Annotated in this window: 13 protein-coding genes and 2 rRNA genes; 6 read left to right on the top strand and 9 right to left on the bottom strand. The window is 40.9% G+C overall.

Features of this window, described 5'->3' with window-relative positions; translation table 11 throughout:
- The 3 genes from ACVCDT_RS03025 to ACVCDT_RS03015 form a co-directional block, all read left to right on the top strand.
- Window positions 1-99 (top strand): 23S ribosomal RNA (locus ACVCDT_RS03025); the annotation flags it as partial.
- A gap of 284 nt (window positions 100-383) precedes the next feature.
- Window positions 384-499 (top strand): 5S ribosomal RNA (gene rrf, locus ACVCDT_RS03020).
- 705 nt (window positions 500-1,204) lie between these two features.
- Window positions 1,205-2,125: a DUF2785 domain-containing protein gene (locus ACVCDT_RS03015; protein WP_447131258.1), complete on the top strand. Its 921-nt coding sequence runs from the start codon at window positions 1,205-1,207 to the stop codon at window positions 2,123-2,125.
- Here ACVCDT_RS03015 and ACVCDT_RS03010 read toward each other — a convergent pair whose 3' ends face one another.
- Genes ACVCDT_RS03010 through imuA form a run of 3 tightly spaced genes read right to left on the bottom strand, consistent with a single transcriptional unit; the run spans window position 2,126 to window position 7,347 of the window.
- Window positions 2,126-5,221, bottom strand: a complete 3,096-nt coding sequence (locus ACVCDT_RS03010) for an error-prone DNA polymerase (protein ID WP_447131257.1) — start codon at window positions 5,219-5,221, stop codon at window positions 2,126-2,128.
- The gene (locus ACVCDT_RS03005) at window positions 5,221-6,636 is read right to left on the bottom strand and encodes a Y-family DNA polymerase (protein WP_447131256.1); all 1,416 of its coding nucleotides are present in this window, start codon (window positions 6,634-6,636) and stop codon (window positions 5,221-5,223) included. Before ACVCDT_RS03005 ends, ACVCDT_RS03010 begins: the two co-directional genes overlap by 1 nt.
- A gap of 21 nt (window positions 6,637-6,657) precedes the next feature.
- Complete coding sequence (imuA, locus tag ACVCDT_RS03000; protein ID WP_447131255.1) at window positions 6,658-7,347, bottom strand: translesion DNA synthesis-associated protein ImuA; 690 nt, start codon at window positions 7,345-7,347, stop codon at window positions 6,658-6,660.
- A 169-nt stretch (window positions 7,348-7,516) separates the two neighbouring features.
- Between imuA and ACVCDT_RS02995 the strand changes: the two genes are divergently transcribed.
- Complete coding sequence (locus ACVCDT_RS02995; protein ID WP_447131254.1) at window positions 7,517-7,981, top strand: EVE domain-containing protein; 465 nt, start codon at window positions 7,517-7,519, stop codon at window positions 7,979-7,981.
- Window positions 7,982-8,015: 34 nt separating this feature from the next.
- Here the strand turns inward: ACVCDT_RS02995 and ACVCDT_RS02990 are convergent, their stop codons facing one another.
- Window positions 8,016-9,758, bottom strand: a complete 1,743-nt coding sequence (locus ACVCDT_RS02990; RefSeq protein WP_447131253.1) for a DUF885 domain-containing protein — start codon at window positions 9,756-9,758, stop codon at window positions 8,016-8,018.
- Between the two features lie 88 nt (window positions 9,759-9,846).
- Window positions 9,847-10,179, bottom strand: a complete 333-nt coding sequence (locus ACVCDT_RS02985; protein WP_447131252.1) for a DUF1820 family protein — start codon at window positions 10,177-10,179, stop codon at window positions 9,847-9,849.
- A gap of 298 nt (window positions 10,180-10,477) precedes the next feature.
- On the opposite strand from ACVCDT_RS02985, the gene ACVCDT_RS02980 reads away from it, so the two are divergent.
- On the top strand, window positions 10,478-10,849 hold the full coding sequence (locus ACVCDT_RS02980) for a nuclear transport factor 2 family protein (RefSeq protein ID WP_447131251.1): 372 nt from the start codon (window positions 10,478-10,480) through the stop codon (window positions 10,847-10,849).
- Between the two features lie 203 nt (window positions 10,850-11,052).
- Here the strand turns inward: ACVCDT_RS02980 and ACVCDT_RS02975 are convergent, their stop codons facing one another.
- Window positions 11,053-12,147 (bottom strand): serine hydrolase domain-containing protein, encoded by a 1,095-nt coding sequence (locus ACVCDT_RS02975; RefSeq protein ID WP_447131250.1) that lies wholly within the window; start codon window positions 12,145-12,147, stop codon window positions 11,053-11,055.
- A gap of 138 nt (window positions 12,148-12,285) precedes the next feature.
- Between ACVCDT_RS02975 and ACVCDT_RS02970 the strand changes: the two genes are divergently transcribed.
- Window positions 12,286-13,941, top strand: coding sequence for a LytTR family transcriptional regulator DNA-binding domain-containing protein (locus ACVCDT_RS02970; RefSeq protein WP_447131249.1), 1,656 nt, complete (start codon window positions 12,286-12,288; stop codon window positions 13,939-13,941).
- Window positions 13,942-14,180: 239 nt separating this feature from the next.
- Here the strand turns inward: ACVCDT_RS02970 and ACVCDT_RS02965 are convergent, their stop codons facing one another.
- From ACVCDT_RS02965 to ACVCDT_RS02955, 3 genes are all read right to left on the bottom strand, one after another.
- The gene (locus ACVCDT_RS02965; RefSeq protein ID WP_447131248.1) at window positions 14,181-14,609 is read right to left on the bottom strand and encodes a YybH family protein; all 429 of its coding nucleotides are present in this window, start codon (window positions 14,607-14,609) and stop codon (window positions 14,181-14,183) included.
- Window positions 14,610-14,713: 104 nt separating this feature from the next.
- The gene (locus ACVCDT_RS02960; protein ID WP_447131247.1) at window positions 14,714-15,751 is read right to left on the bottom strand and encodes an NAD(P)-dependent alcohol dehydrogenase; all 1,038 of its coding nucleotides are present in this window, start codon (window positions 15,749-15,751) and stop codon (window positions 14,714-14,716) included.
- 256 nt (window positions 15,752-16,007) lie between these two features.
- Complete coding sequence (locus ACVCDT_RS02955; protein ID WP_447131246.1) at window positions 16,008-16,583, bottom strand: TetR/AcrR family transcriptional regulator; 576 nt, start codon at window positions 16,581-16,583, stop codon at window positions 16,008-16,010.
- Window positions 16,584-16,611: the final 28 nt, after the last annotated feature.

Below are 16,611 nucleotides of genomic sequence, written 5' to 3'. Positions count from 1 at the left end.
CTAAAGGGTTGTTGAAGACTACGACGTAGATAGGCAGGGTGTGGAAGCGTAGCAATGCGTTGAGCTAACCTGTACTAATTGCCCGTGAGGCTTAACCATACAACGCCCAAGTGGCTTTTTATAAACGCACTATCGTGCTGTCGCGATACATTTCTTAACCGCAAAAACGTGGTTTTGCTGACAATGTATCTGCTCGCTAAAGTTAAAAGCGAGTGATAAACGATAAGGTGATATAAGAAACTATAAAGCGTGTATAGAGTGACAAGACAACATCATAAAATAGAGTAAGACTAAGCAACTTTAGCCTCGATTATTTGGTCAATTGACCTCAGCTTTTACATATTAAAACGTAATGTTCATATGAACGTTATATACAGTTTTTGTCTGGCGACAATAGCGATGTGGTACCACCTGATCCCATTCCGAACTCAGAAGTGAAACACATTAGCGGCGATGGTAGTTTGGGGTTTCCCCATGCGAGAGTAGCACATTGCCAGACTCCCATTCCGAAGAAAGGCCACCTGCATAAGGTGGCCTTTTTTTATGTCTGAAATTTAGTGAGTGTGTCATCCCAATTGGTTTGGAAGCAGGTGACCTTTCATCTGAATAGATGTGACATGCTACCCAGTAGTCAACCTCTGGAAGGCCAGCCCCGCACGAACTGGATTCCCGGGCACTCGCAGAGCTCGTACCGTTCCAGTGGCGGGAGCAGTGCTCCCGAAAGCCCCACTTCCACCCTCCTGCGAGAGTAGCACGGGGTGCCCCGCACATTGCCAGACTCCCAATTACACGAAAAAGCTCAGTCTAACGACTGGGCTTTTTTCGTATAAGCGCTGCCGCGCACTGCTACTCAGCAAAAAACCACTGGAAGGCCAGCCCCGCACAAAGTGGATACCCGGACAGTCGCAGAGCTCCTGTCGTTCAGGCGGTTACGCTGCGGTGCAGCTAAAAGCAAACCACCTTCACCCCCATGCGAGAGTAGCACATTGCTGGATGGCCAGCCCCGCAAACTCCCATTCTAAGAAAGCGCTAACCGAAAGGTTGGCCCTTTTTTTATGTCTAAATTTTAGTTTATTTTTATTACTGACTTTTATTTGATTTAGTCTACTGGTAATTAATCGCTAAAAATCAGCAGTTTATGGTATGTGGGTCGGTTTATAATTTGACTATGTTAGTCTGCTATTTTTATTTGAGCTTAATTAACATGAATATACTCTGGCGTATTAAATGTACCCTAGTGATCTTGTTGATGTCTTTTGCCGTTGAGGCTAAAGAACAATTCATTTCTGATGAAAAGTGCTTTGCCAATGGCTGGAACAAGACTCAACTAATGCAGTTAAAACATAAGGGCTTTGAGACTGTAGAGTCAGATAAGTTGGCTTATCAGTTTAGGTTTTGTTTAGCCTCGTCTGATCCACAGATAAGAGACGATATTGCCTATCAAGCCTACTTTACTTGGCTAAGAGCTAATAAGTTGAGTGGTGATACTCAGCTTTATTTGTTTTCAGAATTTTTAGCAGACATAGAGTCAAGGCGTAATGATGTTAATCAAGTGTACCTCCCTTTTGTCGTACTGGTGTTATCAGAGGTTGTAAGAGTAGATAGAAAAACACCTTATTTAACAGGTAAACAACGTCAAAAACTGGTGTCTGTTCTCACCGATTATTTAATCACCCTAAAAGATTATAGAGGTTTTGATGAAGTATTAGGTTGGCGGCATGGCGTGGCTCATAGCGCTGATGTGTTTTTGCAATTAATGCTAAATAACAAAATCGAGAAGGCAGAGATACAAGCTATGTTGGTAGCTATTGCAAGTCAAATACGCCCACAAGCTAATCACTTCTATATCTATGCTGAGCCAGAGCGTTTAGCAATGCCAGTAGTGTATGCCATGTTGCGGGATGAATTAGACGAATCCTACTGGCATAGATGGTTGGCGCAAATATCTGACCCTATGCCGTTTAATTCTTGGGATAAAGTCTATATGTCGCAAGCAGGGCTAGCTCAAAGGCATAATGTAAAAAGTTTTTTGTTAAGCCTAAATAGAATGGTTGGGCCCAGCAATAACCCAAAATTAATTAAATATAGAGAGGCAGTACAAACAAACTTGGCTAAGTTGTATTGATCAATGAAAATCTCGTGATTGTCCTTTAAGTTGATTGAGTAGATGACTCAGGTCATTTAATTGCCCGGCTATCACATGTGTGACGCCGCCATCTCCTCTTTCTAAAAGCCCTTTTACTTGCAGTATTTTAGCTTTTAAATAGGCCTGTTTTTGTGCCCTTGAAGTGGCTAACCATACAACTACGTTAACATTACCTGTGTGATCTTCTAGAGTGATAAAAGTCACACCTTTAGAAGTACCAGGTCGCTGTCTGCCAATCACTAAACCAATAACACTAATAGGGGTTTGATGTGCTTTAAGCTGTAATTGGTTAGCGCTAGTAAAACGCGGTAATAAGTTGTTGGCTTGTAAAAGCTCTATAGGGTGAGTGTTTAAGCTAAGGCTGGTTGCTGCATAATCTTCTAATAAGTCATCAGTAACACTAGGCTGTGGAAGTGAGTTGGTGTCTAAGGATATTTGTTGGTTAAACAGGGGTAATTCACTTTCGCTATCCATTAACAGCCAGCGACTGGCATAACGATTGTCGCATATTGTACTGAAGGCATTAGCGCTAGCCAGAGCTTCTAGGGTGGCTCGGTCTAGTTTAAGTTGTTTGACTTGGCTTATATGGGAAAATCCTGATTTAGGCCGATGCTGAACTATGCTTGCTACTTTTTTCTCAGTTATACCTTTGACTAAGGTAAAGCCAAGCCGTATCGCCCAATTTTGTCCATACCTTGCTAGGCGATGTTGATAATCAGAACTATTAATGCATATGGGTAATACCTTAATTTGGTGTCGTTTGGCATCTTGGATCAGTTGCGCTGGCGGGTAAAAGCCCATGGGCCAGCTATTTAATAAAGCCACGTAAAACACTTCAGGAAAATAGTATTTTAACCAAGAGGAGACATAAGCTAATACAGCAAAAGAGGCAGAGTGAGATTCTGGAAATCCATATTCTCCAAAGCCACAAATTTGTTTGTAAATTTGTTCTGAGTACTCTTGGCTATAGCCTCTAGCTAACATGCCACTAATGAGCTTGTCTTTAAACAGGGTTAACTCCCCAGTTTTTTTCCAACTACCCATAGCGCGGCGTAATTGATCGGCTTGACCACCAGTAAACCCAGCGGCAACCATGGCTATCTTAATTACTTGTTCTTGAAAGATAGGCACTCCGGCTGTTCGCGCTAGTACCGCTTTTAAGGCCTCGGATGGGTGCTGAATTAAATGGGGTGCGGCGCGATTTTTTAAAAAAGGATGCACCATTCCACCCTGAATAGGGCCTGGCCTAACTATGGCAATTTGTATGACTAAATCATAAAAGGTGGCGGGTTTTAATCTAGGTAGCATGCTCATTTGTGCACGCGACTCAATTTGAAATACTCCTACTGTGTCTGCTTGCTGAATCATTTTATAGACTTGAGGATCGTCGCCTAAAGCAGTGATTTGTGCGATATCGATGCTTTGTTGGTAATGTTTTGTTATTAAATCAAATGATTTACGTATTGCGGTTAACATACCTAAGGCCAACACATCGACTTTTAACAGACCTAAACTTTGTAAATCGTCTTTATCCCACTGAATGACACTTCTATTTTGCATGGCGGCATTTTCTATAGGCACAAGATGGTAAAGCGGCCCTTGAGAAATAATAAATCCCCCTACATGTTGAGATAAATGGCGAGGAAAGCCCTTTATTTCATTGACCAGATGAATAAATTGTTGGCCTTGGGTTGCGTTGGGGTCAAAACCTAACTCTATAATTTGGCTTTGCCAGCCTAACTCTTTGTCTCTGTGGTTCATATTTTTTATAAAATAATCGAGTTGATTTTCATTGACCCCCAGTGCCTTACCAATATCTCGAATGGCACTTTTGTGCCTATAGGTGATAACAGTGGCAGCAATAGCTGTGCGCTCTTTGCCATATTTTTGGTAAATATATTGGATCACCTCTTCTCGTCTTTGATGTTCAAAATCTACGTCTATATCAGGTTCTTCCTGACGCTCTTTAGAAATAAAACGTTCAAACAAAACCGAAATCTGACGAGGATCAACGGCGGTGATCTGTAAGCAATAACACACTATAGAGTTAGCTGCTGAACCTCGACCTTGATATAAAATCTTTTGCTTTTGAGCAAACTGCACTATGTCGTATATGGTTAAGAAAAAATATTCGTACTTGAGCGCTTTAATCAGAGTCAACTCTTTAACGATAATACGTTTAATCGCAAAAGTGAGCCTAGCACCACTGGAAAATCGTAATTGCATACCTTTTAGCACCAACTCTCTTAAATACTGCGAGGCTGTTTTACCTGCAGGTACTAATTCGTTGGGGTACTCGTAACGTAAGCTGCCAAGGTCAAAGTGACATTGCTTGGCAATAATAACGCTCTGCTCAAGCCATGCAGGTTCAAATAGACGGGTTAATTTATGTAGTGGGCGTAAATAGCGTTCGCTATTAGGCAGTAATTGGCGCCCTAAAGTGTGGATAGGTTGGCCGTTACGGATAGCTGTTAAAGCATGTTGTAAGGGCAAGCGTTGTTGCTGGTGCATAAGTACGCCGCCTACCGCGCAAATCCTAATGTGATAGTGATCACTTAGTTGGGTTAAATGCTGTAAATGCCTATGCTCGTTAGCTTTTAGGTGTCTTTGGTAGCCTAACCAGAGTCGGCTTTGGTAGTGTTTTTTTAGCCAGGCTGCCCATTTATGGTTAGTGTCTTTATCATCGGTCGGTAACCAAATCACTAAACAATGTTTTACCCCACGTAAATCCCATTTATTTAGCAAGTACTGACCCTTGGGCGCACGTTTACGACTATTGGTAATGATCCGACAAAGTTCGGCATAAGCGGCTCTATCTGGGCACAGTAGCACTAACTCAAGCTCTGAATCTAAGCGTAATAGGCTGCCTACTAGTAGCTTGATCTTGAGTGCTTGTTGTTTAATGGCGGTATAAGCGCGAGCAATACCCGCAACCGAGCACTCATCGGTTATCGCTAGGGCTTGATAGCCTAAAAAGTCTGCTTGTTTAACTAATTCTTGCGGGTGAGATGCGCCCTGTAAAAAACTAAAGTTACTCTGACAAAATAGCTCTGCATAATTTGGACTGCTAGACATTAGCTAAATACTCCATGCAAATACCAAGCGCCTTCTGGCGTTTTGAATATCCAATACCACTGTGCTTGCACATTCTGGGCAATAAAGTAGTCACGAGTCACACTTTGGCAATCCCACCATCCGGTTTCTATTCTTTCTGGTCCATAAGCTATGGAGACTTTTTCTTGCAAAGGTTGAGGTGGGGAGAGTAAAAAGCTAGGACGTAGGGCAAAAAGCGCAAACTGGTGAGGCTTATTAATTAAGCAGGTCTGCTGCACTAGGCTGTGTTCTGGGCGATAATCTGCAGTTAATTGAGGTGAGAAAACCGCACTATCGCCAAGTTTGGCTTGCAGTAATGAGACTAATTGTAAGCGCGAGAGGGCGCCACGTTTATGGGCAAATAAATCCTGTTTTTCTGGGCTTCTGAGATAACTGTTTTCTGCCTGTAAGTTAATTGCAAAAATGGGTGCTTCGAGCTTCACATGCTCTAACTTTAAGGCCGTTAATGTGGCCCAAGCTTCAGCTAAATATTCCCCTTGTTGTGAGTGCACATTTAGCTGGATAGATTGCGCATCTCTTTGATAAAACGTGAAAATAAGACTTTGGGTCAATAAATCACGGGTTTTAAGAAAGCTTTCTAACTTTTGTAAAAGCTGGCTGATTGGGCGTTGTAATATTTGGGTATTTTCAATTTCATACAATAACTCAGTAAAGCACTCAAAGGCTTTTTTAGGGTGAAAAAAATCAACGGGATGAGGGATCTCAGCCGTCAGCTTTCCTAGGTATGTGGCAACTTCTATATCAAAACGTTTGGCCAGTTCAGCAACCGACAAGCTGAGCAAACTTTTAATATTGTGTACCCCTACACGGGCTAATTTGGTTACCACTTGAGGGGCCAGATCGCTATTTGTTAAGGCAATACTGGCCATGGCTTGGTGTATGCTTGAATGATCATCGGTTACTTTATCCCAGGCGCTTCTCGCTAAGAGTCGAGCGGCTAAGGGGCTGTGTCCTGTGGCGTAATGAAAAGAGACTTGCTGGGTTGAGAGTTGCTGGCTCAGTGCTTGCCAGTAGGTTGTTAAGCTACCGTACAAGTTCAACATATTGTGCACTCTAAGCAGCAAGCCATCAGGAGCAAAAAAACTGATATCACTGGTCACTAAATATAGGCTTTGTGCAATATTGTGTAGCTGCTGTTTGCTGAACTTGGGTTGGTAAGTCACTACCTGTAACTCGGCATTCAACATAGCTGCGGTGCCTAGCCCCATACCTAAGCGTATTCCTGTTTGATAAGCCTGTTGATTAAGCTGGCAAATTTGGTTGGTATGAGGATCAAAAATGACATAAGCATGAGACACAGACGAGTCGCACTGCTGTAGTAACGAATCAAGTTGTAATTGTGGAAAATGCAGGTATAACCAAAGGCTTTGCATCATACTAAACCAAAATTAAAAGATTTAGCCTGTGCGGCATGCGCGAGAAGGAAAGGTCAGCACGTTATTTGGCTTAGTTTGACTCAGTTCAGGCCAGTAAGCGCCCATGTAAACATTAAATGCTCGATTAGACCAAGCGCCCCTGCGTTTAGTGATCTGTGCTTGTATGCCTTCTTTAGCGGGACTTAGGCTAAGGCCTAGGGTAACAGGTAAAGATATATGCTCTTGTATAGGCTGACGCATTATAAAAAGTAAACTATTACCTTTTTCGGCTGCCATTTGTAAGCGTTTCACTTGGGTGACCGATAATGTGTTTTGCCACATGATCACACTATGGCAGCAGCCACTTTTAAGGCTTTGTTCAGCGCTCCATAAAAGTTGTTTATCTGCCTGAGGCTGTACCAGCATAAGTTGGCTAAGTGAAAAACCAAATTCAGCCCACATTTCACTGTTAAGCTGCAAAGGAGGGGCGATTAAACCTATTATTTCGGCTGACCTTTGTTGTTGTCTCATTAGTAGGCTAGGCAGTAATAAGCGTAACTCGCCAATGCCTAGAGGCGTACGGATATCAATGACCCCATATTCAGGAAAGCCTCCTTGTAAAGCCTCATCTAATTCTTGAAAACCTGTATGTTGTGCATGCCTGACAGGCTGAGCGTGATTGGCTTGCCACAACAGGTTTTTATGTTTTAGATAACTAAGAGTAGGGTGCATAAAACTATCAATATACTGTATTTATATACAGTATATTGAGGATTCATTTAGATGCAAGTTTTTCTGGTTTTTTTGCCTTATGATTTGTTGAGCATAATGCCATAATGGTTTATCGAATGAATGAAGATGTTCTCATTTCTATAGTCAATCAGTAGCAGGAACAATCACAATGAAATATTGGTTATTTAAAACTGAACCTGAGGCTTTTAGTATTGATGATTTGCGTACTAAAGCGGGCCAAACAGAGCATTGGGACGGGATCCGCAATTATCAGGCACGAAACTTTATACGCGACCAAGTGGCATTAGGTGATCAGGTTTTTATTTACCATTCTAGTTGTAAAAATGTGGGCATTGCGGGCTTAGCAGAAGTGTGTAAAGAAGCTTATCCAGACCATACGCAGTTTGATCCCGAAAGTAAGTATTATGACCCTAAGTCATCACCTGACGCGCCACGTTGGTACATGGTAGACATTAAATTTAAACAACAATTTAAGCAGGTCTTGGCTCTTAAAACGATTAAACAAATGCCTGAAATTGAGCAAATAGGTTTAGTTAAAAAAGGCCACAGGTTGTCGATCATGCCAGTAGAAAAAACCGAATTTGAACACCTGCTAAAAGCCTGTACAACTTAGAAAAATTGCCACATCACAATACAAGATACAAGGCTTAACTTTGTTGTTTAATAAATTCTTGAATATTGGCTTCTAGTACCGATAAGGGCACAGAACCATGTTCAAGCACAGCATGATGAAAAGCCCGAATATCAAACTTTTGACCTAAGGCTTGTTCAGCTTGAGTGCGTAATTTTTTAATAGTTAATTCGCCAATTTTGTATGACAGCGCTTGAGCCGGCCATGAGATGTAGCGGTCGATTTCGGTGGTAACATTGTGCTCAGATAAGGCAGTGTTATTGAGCATAAAGTCTATTGCTTGCTGCCTAGACCAACCTTTAATGTGCATACCGGTATCTACCACTAAACGGCAAGCACGCCACATTTCGTAACTTAAGCGCCCAAATTCATCATAAAGATTACTGTACATACCCACTTCTTTACCTAAAAATTCTGAATATAACCCCCAACCTTCACCAAAAGCCGAAATGTAGGTATATCTTCTCACCTCAGGTAAGTTTTGCATTTCTTGGGCTAATGAAATTTGTAGATGATGACCAGGCACAGCTTCGTGTAGGGTCAGCGCCGTTAGGGCATATAAAGGCCTTTTATCTAAGGCGTAGGTATTGACCCAATAATAACCAGGTTGATCATCGCGAGTTGGCGAAATATAGCGGCCTGTGGTGTATTTAGGGGCAATGTTGCTGGGGACCGCTTCTACCCCATAAGGGGTGCGAGGCAAATAATTAAATAGCAGGGGTAATTTAGCGTCCATCTGTTTGGCAATATAAGAGGCTTGTTTGATTAACTCCTCGGCAGATTGCGCATAAAATTGGGGATCGCTACGTAAAAAGTGAATAAATTGTTGAATATCGCCTTGGAAATCAAGTTGCATCAACACTTGCTGCATCTCAGCCCGAATACGTTTAACTTCACTTAGGCCCAGCGAGTGAATGGTTTCTACCGACATCTCTGTGGTGGTATAAAAGTTACTGCGATTTTGATAATAGGCCGCGCCATTGGGCCAAGCTTTAGCTGCAATATCGGCTTTACTATTAGGTATATATTCAGTGATTAAAAATTCGTAAAAGCGTTGATAGGCAGGAAACACATCATTTTTAATCACCAATGCGGCTTGTTCTTGTAACTGTTTTTGTTGCGCTAGGTTAAGAGCGCTGTCTGCCAAATGGATAAAAGGCTGATAAAACACACTGGCTTGTGGAGTATCGTGAATAAAGGCTTTAACCGACAACTCAAACCCTGCAAGCACCGCTTTAGGTTGCACAAAACCTGTTTCAATACCTTTTCTCATCCAAGCAATTTGTTGGGCAAAGTATTCAGGAAACTGATTAAGGCGGCTAAGGTAATTTTGAAAGTCTTGCTCTGTCTTAAATCGGCTAGTACGAGGTAAAAACGCCAAACTACTATGAAAACTAGACTCAGAAGTCAGTGGCATATAGTGGGCATTAAATTGATATTGGTCGAGGTAGTTTTGTAATCGACGTTGTTGTATTAGCAGGCTCACTTGTTCGCTGCGCGTTAATTCGGCCTGGTTTAGCTTGGCTAACTTTTGCATAAACTCGCGGAATTGTTGGTCTTGGGCTTTTAGTGCCGCGGGTGATATATCTGCTAATTTGTGATCATAAGTATGCACGCCCTGGCGAGTGGCCTGAATAGGTTTAACAGACAACTCATATTGCCAAATTGTATCCAGTTGAGCTTGTAATTTATCGGAAGGCGTAGCAAAAGACAGGATAGGGGCAATACAAAGAAGCCAAACACAGCAAATTTTTTTCATAGAATAAGCCTTAATTAAAGACAAACTGAAACCCCAAGAGATGGGTGCATAGTGCAAGTCTACTACGCACCTTCTAGAAGACCAACGCTTATTTAGGTGAGTGTTTAGGCGTATAAATAGGGGTAGGGAAAGCGGTCACTTTATCCGACAATTGCGTAATTTTAGACGAGCCTTGTTTTTTAACTTCATCGATACGCAATACGCTATGCATGGGAATATAAGTGCGACTCACATCGGCAAACTCATCTTTAAGTTTTTCATGGCTAGGATCTAACACTAGGCTGGTATGTGAGTCCCATACAAAATCACCAATTTCAACAAAACCAAACATACTGCCTTGACTCACTTCACGCACGTAAAGCTCGTAGCGTTCACCATTACTAATAAATTGAATTCGAAAAAGATGTTTATTGTTTGTCATAGTCAGTTGTAACTCGTTACCTAATCACTAAGTTTAGTTACCCAAGTAAATGGAGATAAAGCGCATAATAACAAGTGCCAGATCAGACTTTTTAACCCTGAATGGCCAAGGAGCCTAATAAGGCTGGTGTTAATTAAGCGCATTAACTATTAAAACGCCAAAGACTGAAAGTGATCGCTTTAGCCAGCATAATTTCTGCCAGATTAGCCTACTCACTACGCATATTCTTTTTTCTTAGTCTAATGTAAATGTAATTAAGCAAATGTCGTAGATTCACAAAACAAAAAGGAAGTTAAGTATGACTGATGAAAATAAAAGCAAAGATATACAATCAATAAAAAAGGTTATGGAAATTTATGTAGAGGGTGGAAAAACTGGCGATAACGACATTTTGCGCCCCATTTTTCATGAGCTAGCCACAATCTGTGGTTATGTTGGCCCCGATCTCTTTGCTGGACCCATCGAGATGTTTTATGACTGGCACACAGAAAATGGTCCTGCAAAAGAACTTAGTGCAAAACCACCACAAATTGATATTGAAGGAACCGCTGCAACCGTGAGGATAGAGCTAGACAACTGGACTGGTCATCGCTTTAGCGATTTTTTCACCTTAGTTAAAATCGATGGGCAATGGCAAATAATGAGCAAAATTTTCTACTTGCATTCATAGGTTGTATCTCATATCTGATCTTACAGTATCGATTAATAAGGTTGGACTATCATCTGATAGACAACTATGAGCGAATTGCGGATGGTCATCTTTAAAAGATTAGGCTACCGCTTCAGACAAATAACGGATATTCGCTGTCTTTCAATAACACCGGAACCGTCAATGTGAATATTGATTCAAAAATGATTTAGGCTTTTACAAATCTAATTGACGAACTCTCCGACAAGGTTGATTAAGTAATTATAGTCAGGTAGCGAATCTCCACCGTTGCCCAAAATTACAATGAAAGCGTTGGTACTTCTATTCACAACATAGATGGTTCTAAAGCTATCATTACTGCCAGTGTGCCCGAAAAGCGCGGTGTTAGCATTGTTGAAGAACAACACGCCGTAGCCTGCTTTTAAATCTATTTCGCCCAACAACTCGCTATGTATTTCGAGCATGAGTGTTAGTGTTTCTGGTTGAATAATTTGCCCATTCATTAATGCTAAAACAAATTTTGTCATGTTCTCCAGAGAACTAACTTGAGAAGAAGAGCCAACTCCATAAAACTCACGACCAAATATCTGATGATTTTGAGCAAAATTCATTGCAGTTTGTGTTGTCGGGTTAACCTCTTCGTTCCATATAAAACTTTCTGTCATTCCGAGTTGTTGAAAAAATTCGATATGCATGAACTCTGAAAATGATAAGCCAGATGCAACACTGACAATTTCAGCCAACAAAACAAAACCTGTGTTGCTGTAGTCACCTTGACTATCAGGCTCAAACTCCAACTCTGGATTTTGAATAAAATAGTCGATGATATTCTTCGCAGTGATGCCATTGGGAAGTATCTCGCTTATATCGAAATCATTGTTGTAATCTGGAATGCCTGAGCGATGACTTAGAAGGTGATGCAAAGTGATGGGGCGCCATGACTCATCTAGTTGAGGCAAATAGTAAAGTACAGAGTCATGTAAATTAACGCTTCCTCTTTCATAGAGTTTCATAATGGCAAGCGCAGTAAATGTTTTACTGACCGAAGCTAGCCTGAACTGAGTGTTCTCATCTATTGCTTGGTCGGGCCGAGCTATACCCCGTGAATTGGAATAAAGCTCAACGCCATCTTGCCAAACCGAAAGGGTGAGCCCCGGCTCATTAATTCCTATGTTAGCTTCCAAGGCCGAATCCATGGTTTCTTGTAGCGTGATTCGTACACCCGTTTCAATCGTCTTGTTATCGTTGCTATTGCAACCCACAACACTCATGACACAAAATACGAACAGCGCGTATCTATTAAATCGTTTAATTTCCATTGAGAGGCATTTCCATTTTTTTTGAAATGTTTAAATGATAGGTTACAGTTAAATACCAACATGTGTAGCTAGGCGACTATATTCACGCATAATTAATGATGAGCCGTAGACTACTAAGTGCTAAATGAAGGTATATAATTGAATTTTAAGGATAATGTTTTTTTATACAGCTCCGCTAAAATGACAAAAAGTAGAGTGCTCAAGATTGCGATTGTCGTTTTTTTAGCCAGCTTTGCAACGGCTATTATAATTTCTAGCAATTACTACCAGTTCTCAACGAGCCAGACGAAATTGACTGATGCCAAATCTTCTCCAGCATTTTTCATTTACAAAAGCGGGCAACGAATTAGTAGCGACGATTATCCCGTGTTGGAAAACTGGCAAGCTTTATCAAATGGCAAATTTAACTTGGGAAAAAACGAACACGCCGTTGTTCGAGTAACGATTGAAAATGACATGCAGCTCCCTAAGGAGAGCTCCTATATTGCACTATTTAGAAACAACATTTTCACCAACGTTGAACTTCACGCTGAGGATAAAATTGCAACTTCAAGTATCAGTCTTCAACCCGTAACTGAGAACAACAAAGTCATTGCTGCATTAATTCCCAGTAACGATCAATCGTCCACTTACTACATTTCCCTCTCAGGGCGTTATCTTCGAGGTCAACTGCATTTACTTTCTGACACGAACCTTTCAACTAAAGTACAAAATTATTCGACGTTAAATGCAATATTCTTTGGGTTTGTGATTGTTTTCATCGCTCTTGGTGTTCTGGCATGGTTGTTTTTCCATAAAAATGTCTTTTTACTTTATTCAATGTTGCAAACTGCTTTGATGTTTTGGGTTACTGCGGGAGAGGGAGTCATAGCTGCGATATATCCAAACGCGAATTACCTACCTTTATTAAAAGCAAATGCGCTGGGGCTTGTCTACTTCATTTGCTTAGCGAAATTTAGTCAGCTATTTCTAGACCTAAAGAAAAACGCTTTCCTGATACATAGACTGCTCAATATAGGACAGGTTTTACTAGCGATGATTTGGTGCCTTTTTTGTTTTTCATTCAATAAAGCTGACAATAGCTTCTATCAAGTGTTCTATGGTGTATCGTTGATTCTCTGTTTTGCCATATTGCTAAGCGTTGTCTATGGAGCATTCTTAAATATTAAAGATGGCGGTGACGTCGGCTATTTTTTTCTAGCTGGAATGTCTTCGATGCTCTTTTTTGGATTACTTGCGGGTTTATCTATTAGCGCTGTTATCGATTTTCGAGCAGATTGGGGCTTTATCAAGTTTGGGGCAATTCTAGAAATGGTGTCTTTGGCAACAGGGCTCATGTATATGCAGTCTCGGTTTATTAAGAAGCAACAGACGTTGTTTCAAGACTATACATCATCAGTGGAGCAATTAAATAAAACAAAACAAGAGCTTGCTTCGTATGCTCTAGACAAAGAGAACCGTACTTCTAAACCTATATTGGATATTTTGAGTATTTTTGACAAACTTCTTTTCGTGAAAGCGTTTGGAAATTACTCGATTGCATACCATTTGAATGGCGATGAATTGAAAGAGTTAGTTGTCGATATAAACCTCACCAAAATTGAAGAAATATTAAAAGGGGATGGTTTAGTTCGTTGTCATAAATCTTACTTAGTCTCGACCAAAAAAGATTTTAACTTTCTGCGCAGAACGTCAGCAGATTACTCTCTCGAATTGGATAAACATACTGTGCCAATTGGGCGAAAATATCAATCAGTTATCAAACCAATTTTTGCAGTTTCCACAATACAATGATCATTCAGTCATAAAGTAGCGATGTTCCGAAAATGGCACCAAGCAGAGATTCCCAATCGAGTTGGGAATGACGCTTCTGGCACATTTGCCACTGCCAGATTTAATTGAATTCTGTTGTTCGAGTTAAGACTGATTCACATAAGTATCTAAATTTCTCGCTAGACCAAGCGTTTTAATTGTTAGTCTAGCGCTTTGCTTTCAGTTTACGTACTTGGTTATAAACACTTATTAGATTTAGCCTAGTTAAACATATCCGCTGCTACTTTCCACTGGCCGTCTTCTTTAATCCACACCACTAAATAAGAGCCTTTTACAGTAGAACCGTCGGCTAGGGTTGTAATAGAAGTGCCATAGTCGTATGCCATATCTCCGCTAGCTGCAACTTGGACAAAATCTGACTTCCAAGTGACTTTATCATCGGATGCCATCATTGATTTTGTGGCGCGATGTATCGCTTCGGTGCCTACTATTGGCGCAGTACCTGGCATGATTAACACAGATTGTTTAGCTAATAGTGCTATCACGCCGTTTAGATCTTTCTTGGCAAACATATCCGACCAAATGGATTCTAATTCAAAGATACGAGCTTCTTCTGTTTGATTATCAACAGCCCAGGTAGAAAATGAATTAAATAACAACAGCAGGGCCATAAATTGTATTACTTTCATAGATATCTCCTTATTTTGTTGGTTTTATAATCTTTGTTTAGCTAAAACATGGCTTTATCTTTACAGCACTGTTTATAACCCAATCCAATTCTATCGATAGCGGTTTAAAGTGACGCCATATCTATGACAAAACGATATTTAACATCTGACTTCATAACACGAGTATAAGCTTGGTTTATGTCTGCGATATCGATCACTTCAACATCTGAAACGATTTTGTGTTGGGCGCAAAAGTCCAACATCTCTTGGGTCTCCTGAATGCCACCAATCAGCGAGCCTGCAACTACTTTACGACCAAAAGCCAATGGCATGGTATGCATATCAGTTGGACTTGCGCCTACCACCGACAAAGTTTTACCTAGCTTTAGTAGCGGTAAGTAGGGGTCAAGGCTATGCTGCACAGGAATGGTATCCATTAAAAAGTCAAAATAACCAGCATGCTTTTCTAACTGTTTGTCATCTGTAGAGATTAAAATTTTATTAGCTCCTAAACGTTTTGCATCTTCTGCCTTAGAAGCTGACGTGGTTATCATGCTAACTTCAGCCCCCATTGCAGCGGCAATCTTAACGCCCATGTGACCTAATCCACCTAATCCAATGATGCCAACCTTGTCTCCTTTTTTAATATCCCACTGCCGTAGAGGAGAATAGGTCGTTATTCCTGCACAAAGCAGTGGTGCAACGCCTTGAATGTCTAACTCTTCGGAAATCCTTAGCACAAAATCTTTATTAACCACTATATGAGACGAATAACCACCTTGGGTGATTTTATCAGCCCCATCAGGATCTGGGCTTCCGTAGGTCATTAACATACCGCGTTCGCAATGTTGCTCAAGGTGCGCTTTGCATGGCTGACACTGTCTACACGAGTCCACCATACAACCCACACCTACTAAATCGCCTTGGCTAAATCCTGAAACCTCTTTGCCTACTGCCTTAACTCGGCCAACTATTTCGTGACCTGGTACAAGGGGGTAACTTGCCATGCCCCAATCATCGTGGACCATATGGATATCACTATGGCAAACGCCACAATAGAGAATATCGATATGTACATCATTGGGTTTTAATTCACGTCTTTCGAAGTTGTAAGGTTTGAGTGGGTCGTGATTATTGTGTGCGGCGTATGCTTTAGCTTGCATAATGTCTTCCTGTTTGACCAATCTAATAAAGTTTTTTAAACACTTCAGTGTAGTTGAGTTACGGAAGCTCAACGAAACTTTTAATGCTTGATGCAAAATGGGAGTTTCTAAAAGTCTTGGTAGCTAATAATATGTGGTAGAACGCACCTGCTCTTCTTAACGTTGGTTTTTTCCAACAGGTTAGAATTTTGAAGCGTCGCGTAACAAAAGAAGGGGTTTAAGCAATAGTAAAAGGCATAAAGTAAATACTCGCCGCCTACTGTTTTATCGCCAGTGGACCCAATAGCGCCTGAGTTGCCAATTGCAATTCATCGGTATCGCCAGCTAATACTGCATTAACAGCAAAACCTTGAACATAACTGGTAAGTTGTAAGGCAGTAGATTCGATATTGGTATGACTATGAATTTGGCCTAAATTTTGCGCCTTTTCTAAGCAACCAATAAAATCAATTTGTAATCTGTCTAGATAGTGACGGCCAATCTCTCGCACTTTTTGGTCATCGTATCCTAGCTCGGTAATGCAATTGATTAATAAGCAACCTTGGCCTTTAACATGCTCAACGTAATCGCTAAAAAACGCGCTAATTGAATCTAACCCTTGGTTTGACTCTAAATGTTTCATTAATTTATTTAGGCGAGTATTTTGGTAATGCTTTAATACCATGTACAAAAAGGTTTGTTTGCTACCAAATTCAACGTAAAACCCCCGCCTATTAAATCCAGTTCTGGCGATAATTTCATCCATTATGGCTCCATGATAGCCATGCTCTAAAAACACATCTACCGCTTGAGTTAATACAGTATCGACATTGTATTGGGCTGTGCGAGGCATAGGAGTATTTGGCAGAATAAACGTTCTT

This window comes from Paraglaciecola aestuariivivens (assembly GCF_052983255.1).
The sequence above is the reverse complement of the archived record's forward strand: the minus strand, read 5'-3'. Positions and strand labels throughout refer to the sequence as shown.

Bases quoted from the DNA above. Each gene is read 5' to 3' on its own strand.
- ACVCDT_RS03015 (WP_447131258.1), top strand. From the start codon at position 1,205: ATGAATATACTCTGGCGTATTAAATGTACCCTAGTGATCTTGTTGATG.
- ACVCDT_RS03010 (WP_447131257.1), bottom strand. From the start codon at position 5,221: ATGTCTAGCAGTCCAAATTATGCAGAGCTATTTTGTCAGAGTAACTTT.
- ACVCDT_RS03005 (WP_447131256.1), bottom strand. From the start codon at position 6,636: ATGATGCAAAGCCTTTGGTTATACCTGCATTTTCCACAATTACAACTT.
- imuA (WP_447131255.1), bottom strand. From the start codon at position 7,347: ATGCACCCTACTCTTAGTTATCTAAAACATAAAAACCTGTTGTGGCAA.
- ACVCDT_RS02995 (WP_447131254.1), top strand. From the start codon at position 7,517: ATGAAATATTGGTTATTTAAAACTGAACCTGAGGCTTTTAGTATTGAT.
- ACVCDT_RS02990 (WP_447131253.1), bottom strand. From the start codon at position 9,758: ATGAAAAAAATTTGCTGTGTTTGGCTTCTTTGTATTGCCCCTATCCTG.
- ACVCDT_RS02985 (WP_447131252.1), bottom strand. From the start codon at position 10,179: ATGACAAACAATAAACATCTTTTTCGAATTCAATTTATTAGTAATGGT.
- ACVCDT_RS02980 (WP_447131251.1), top strand. From the start codon at position 10,478: ATGACTGATGAAAATAAAAGCAAAGATATACAATCAATAAAAAAGGTT.
- ACVCDT_RS02975 (WP_447131250.1), bottom strand. From the start codon at position 12,147: ATGGAAATTAAACGATTTAATAGATACGCGCTGTTCGTATTTTGTGTC.
- ACVCDT_RS02965 (WP_447131248.1), bottom strand. From the start codon at position 14,609: ATGAAAGTAATACAATTTATGGCCCTGCTGTTGTTATTTAATTCATTT.
- ACVCDT_RS02960 (WP_447131247.1), bottom strand. From the start codon at position 15,751: ATGCAAGCTAAAGCATACGCCGCACACAATAATCACGACCCACTCAAA.
- ACVCDT_RS02955 (WP_447131246.1), bottom strand. From the start codon at position 16,583: ATGCCTCGCACAGCCCAATACAATGTCGATACTGTATTAACTCAAGCG.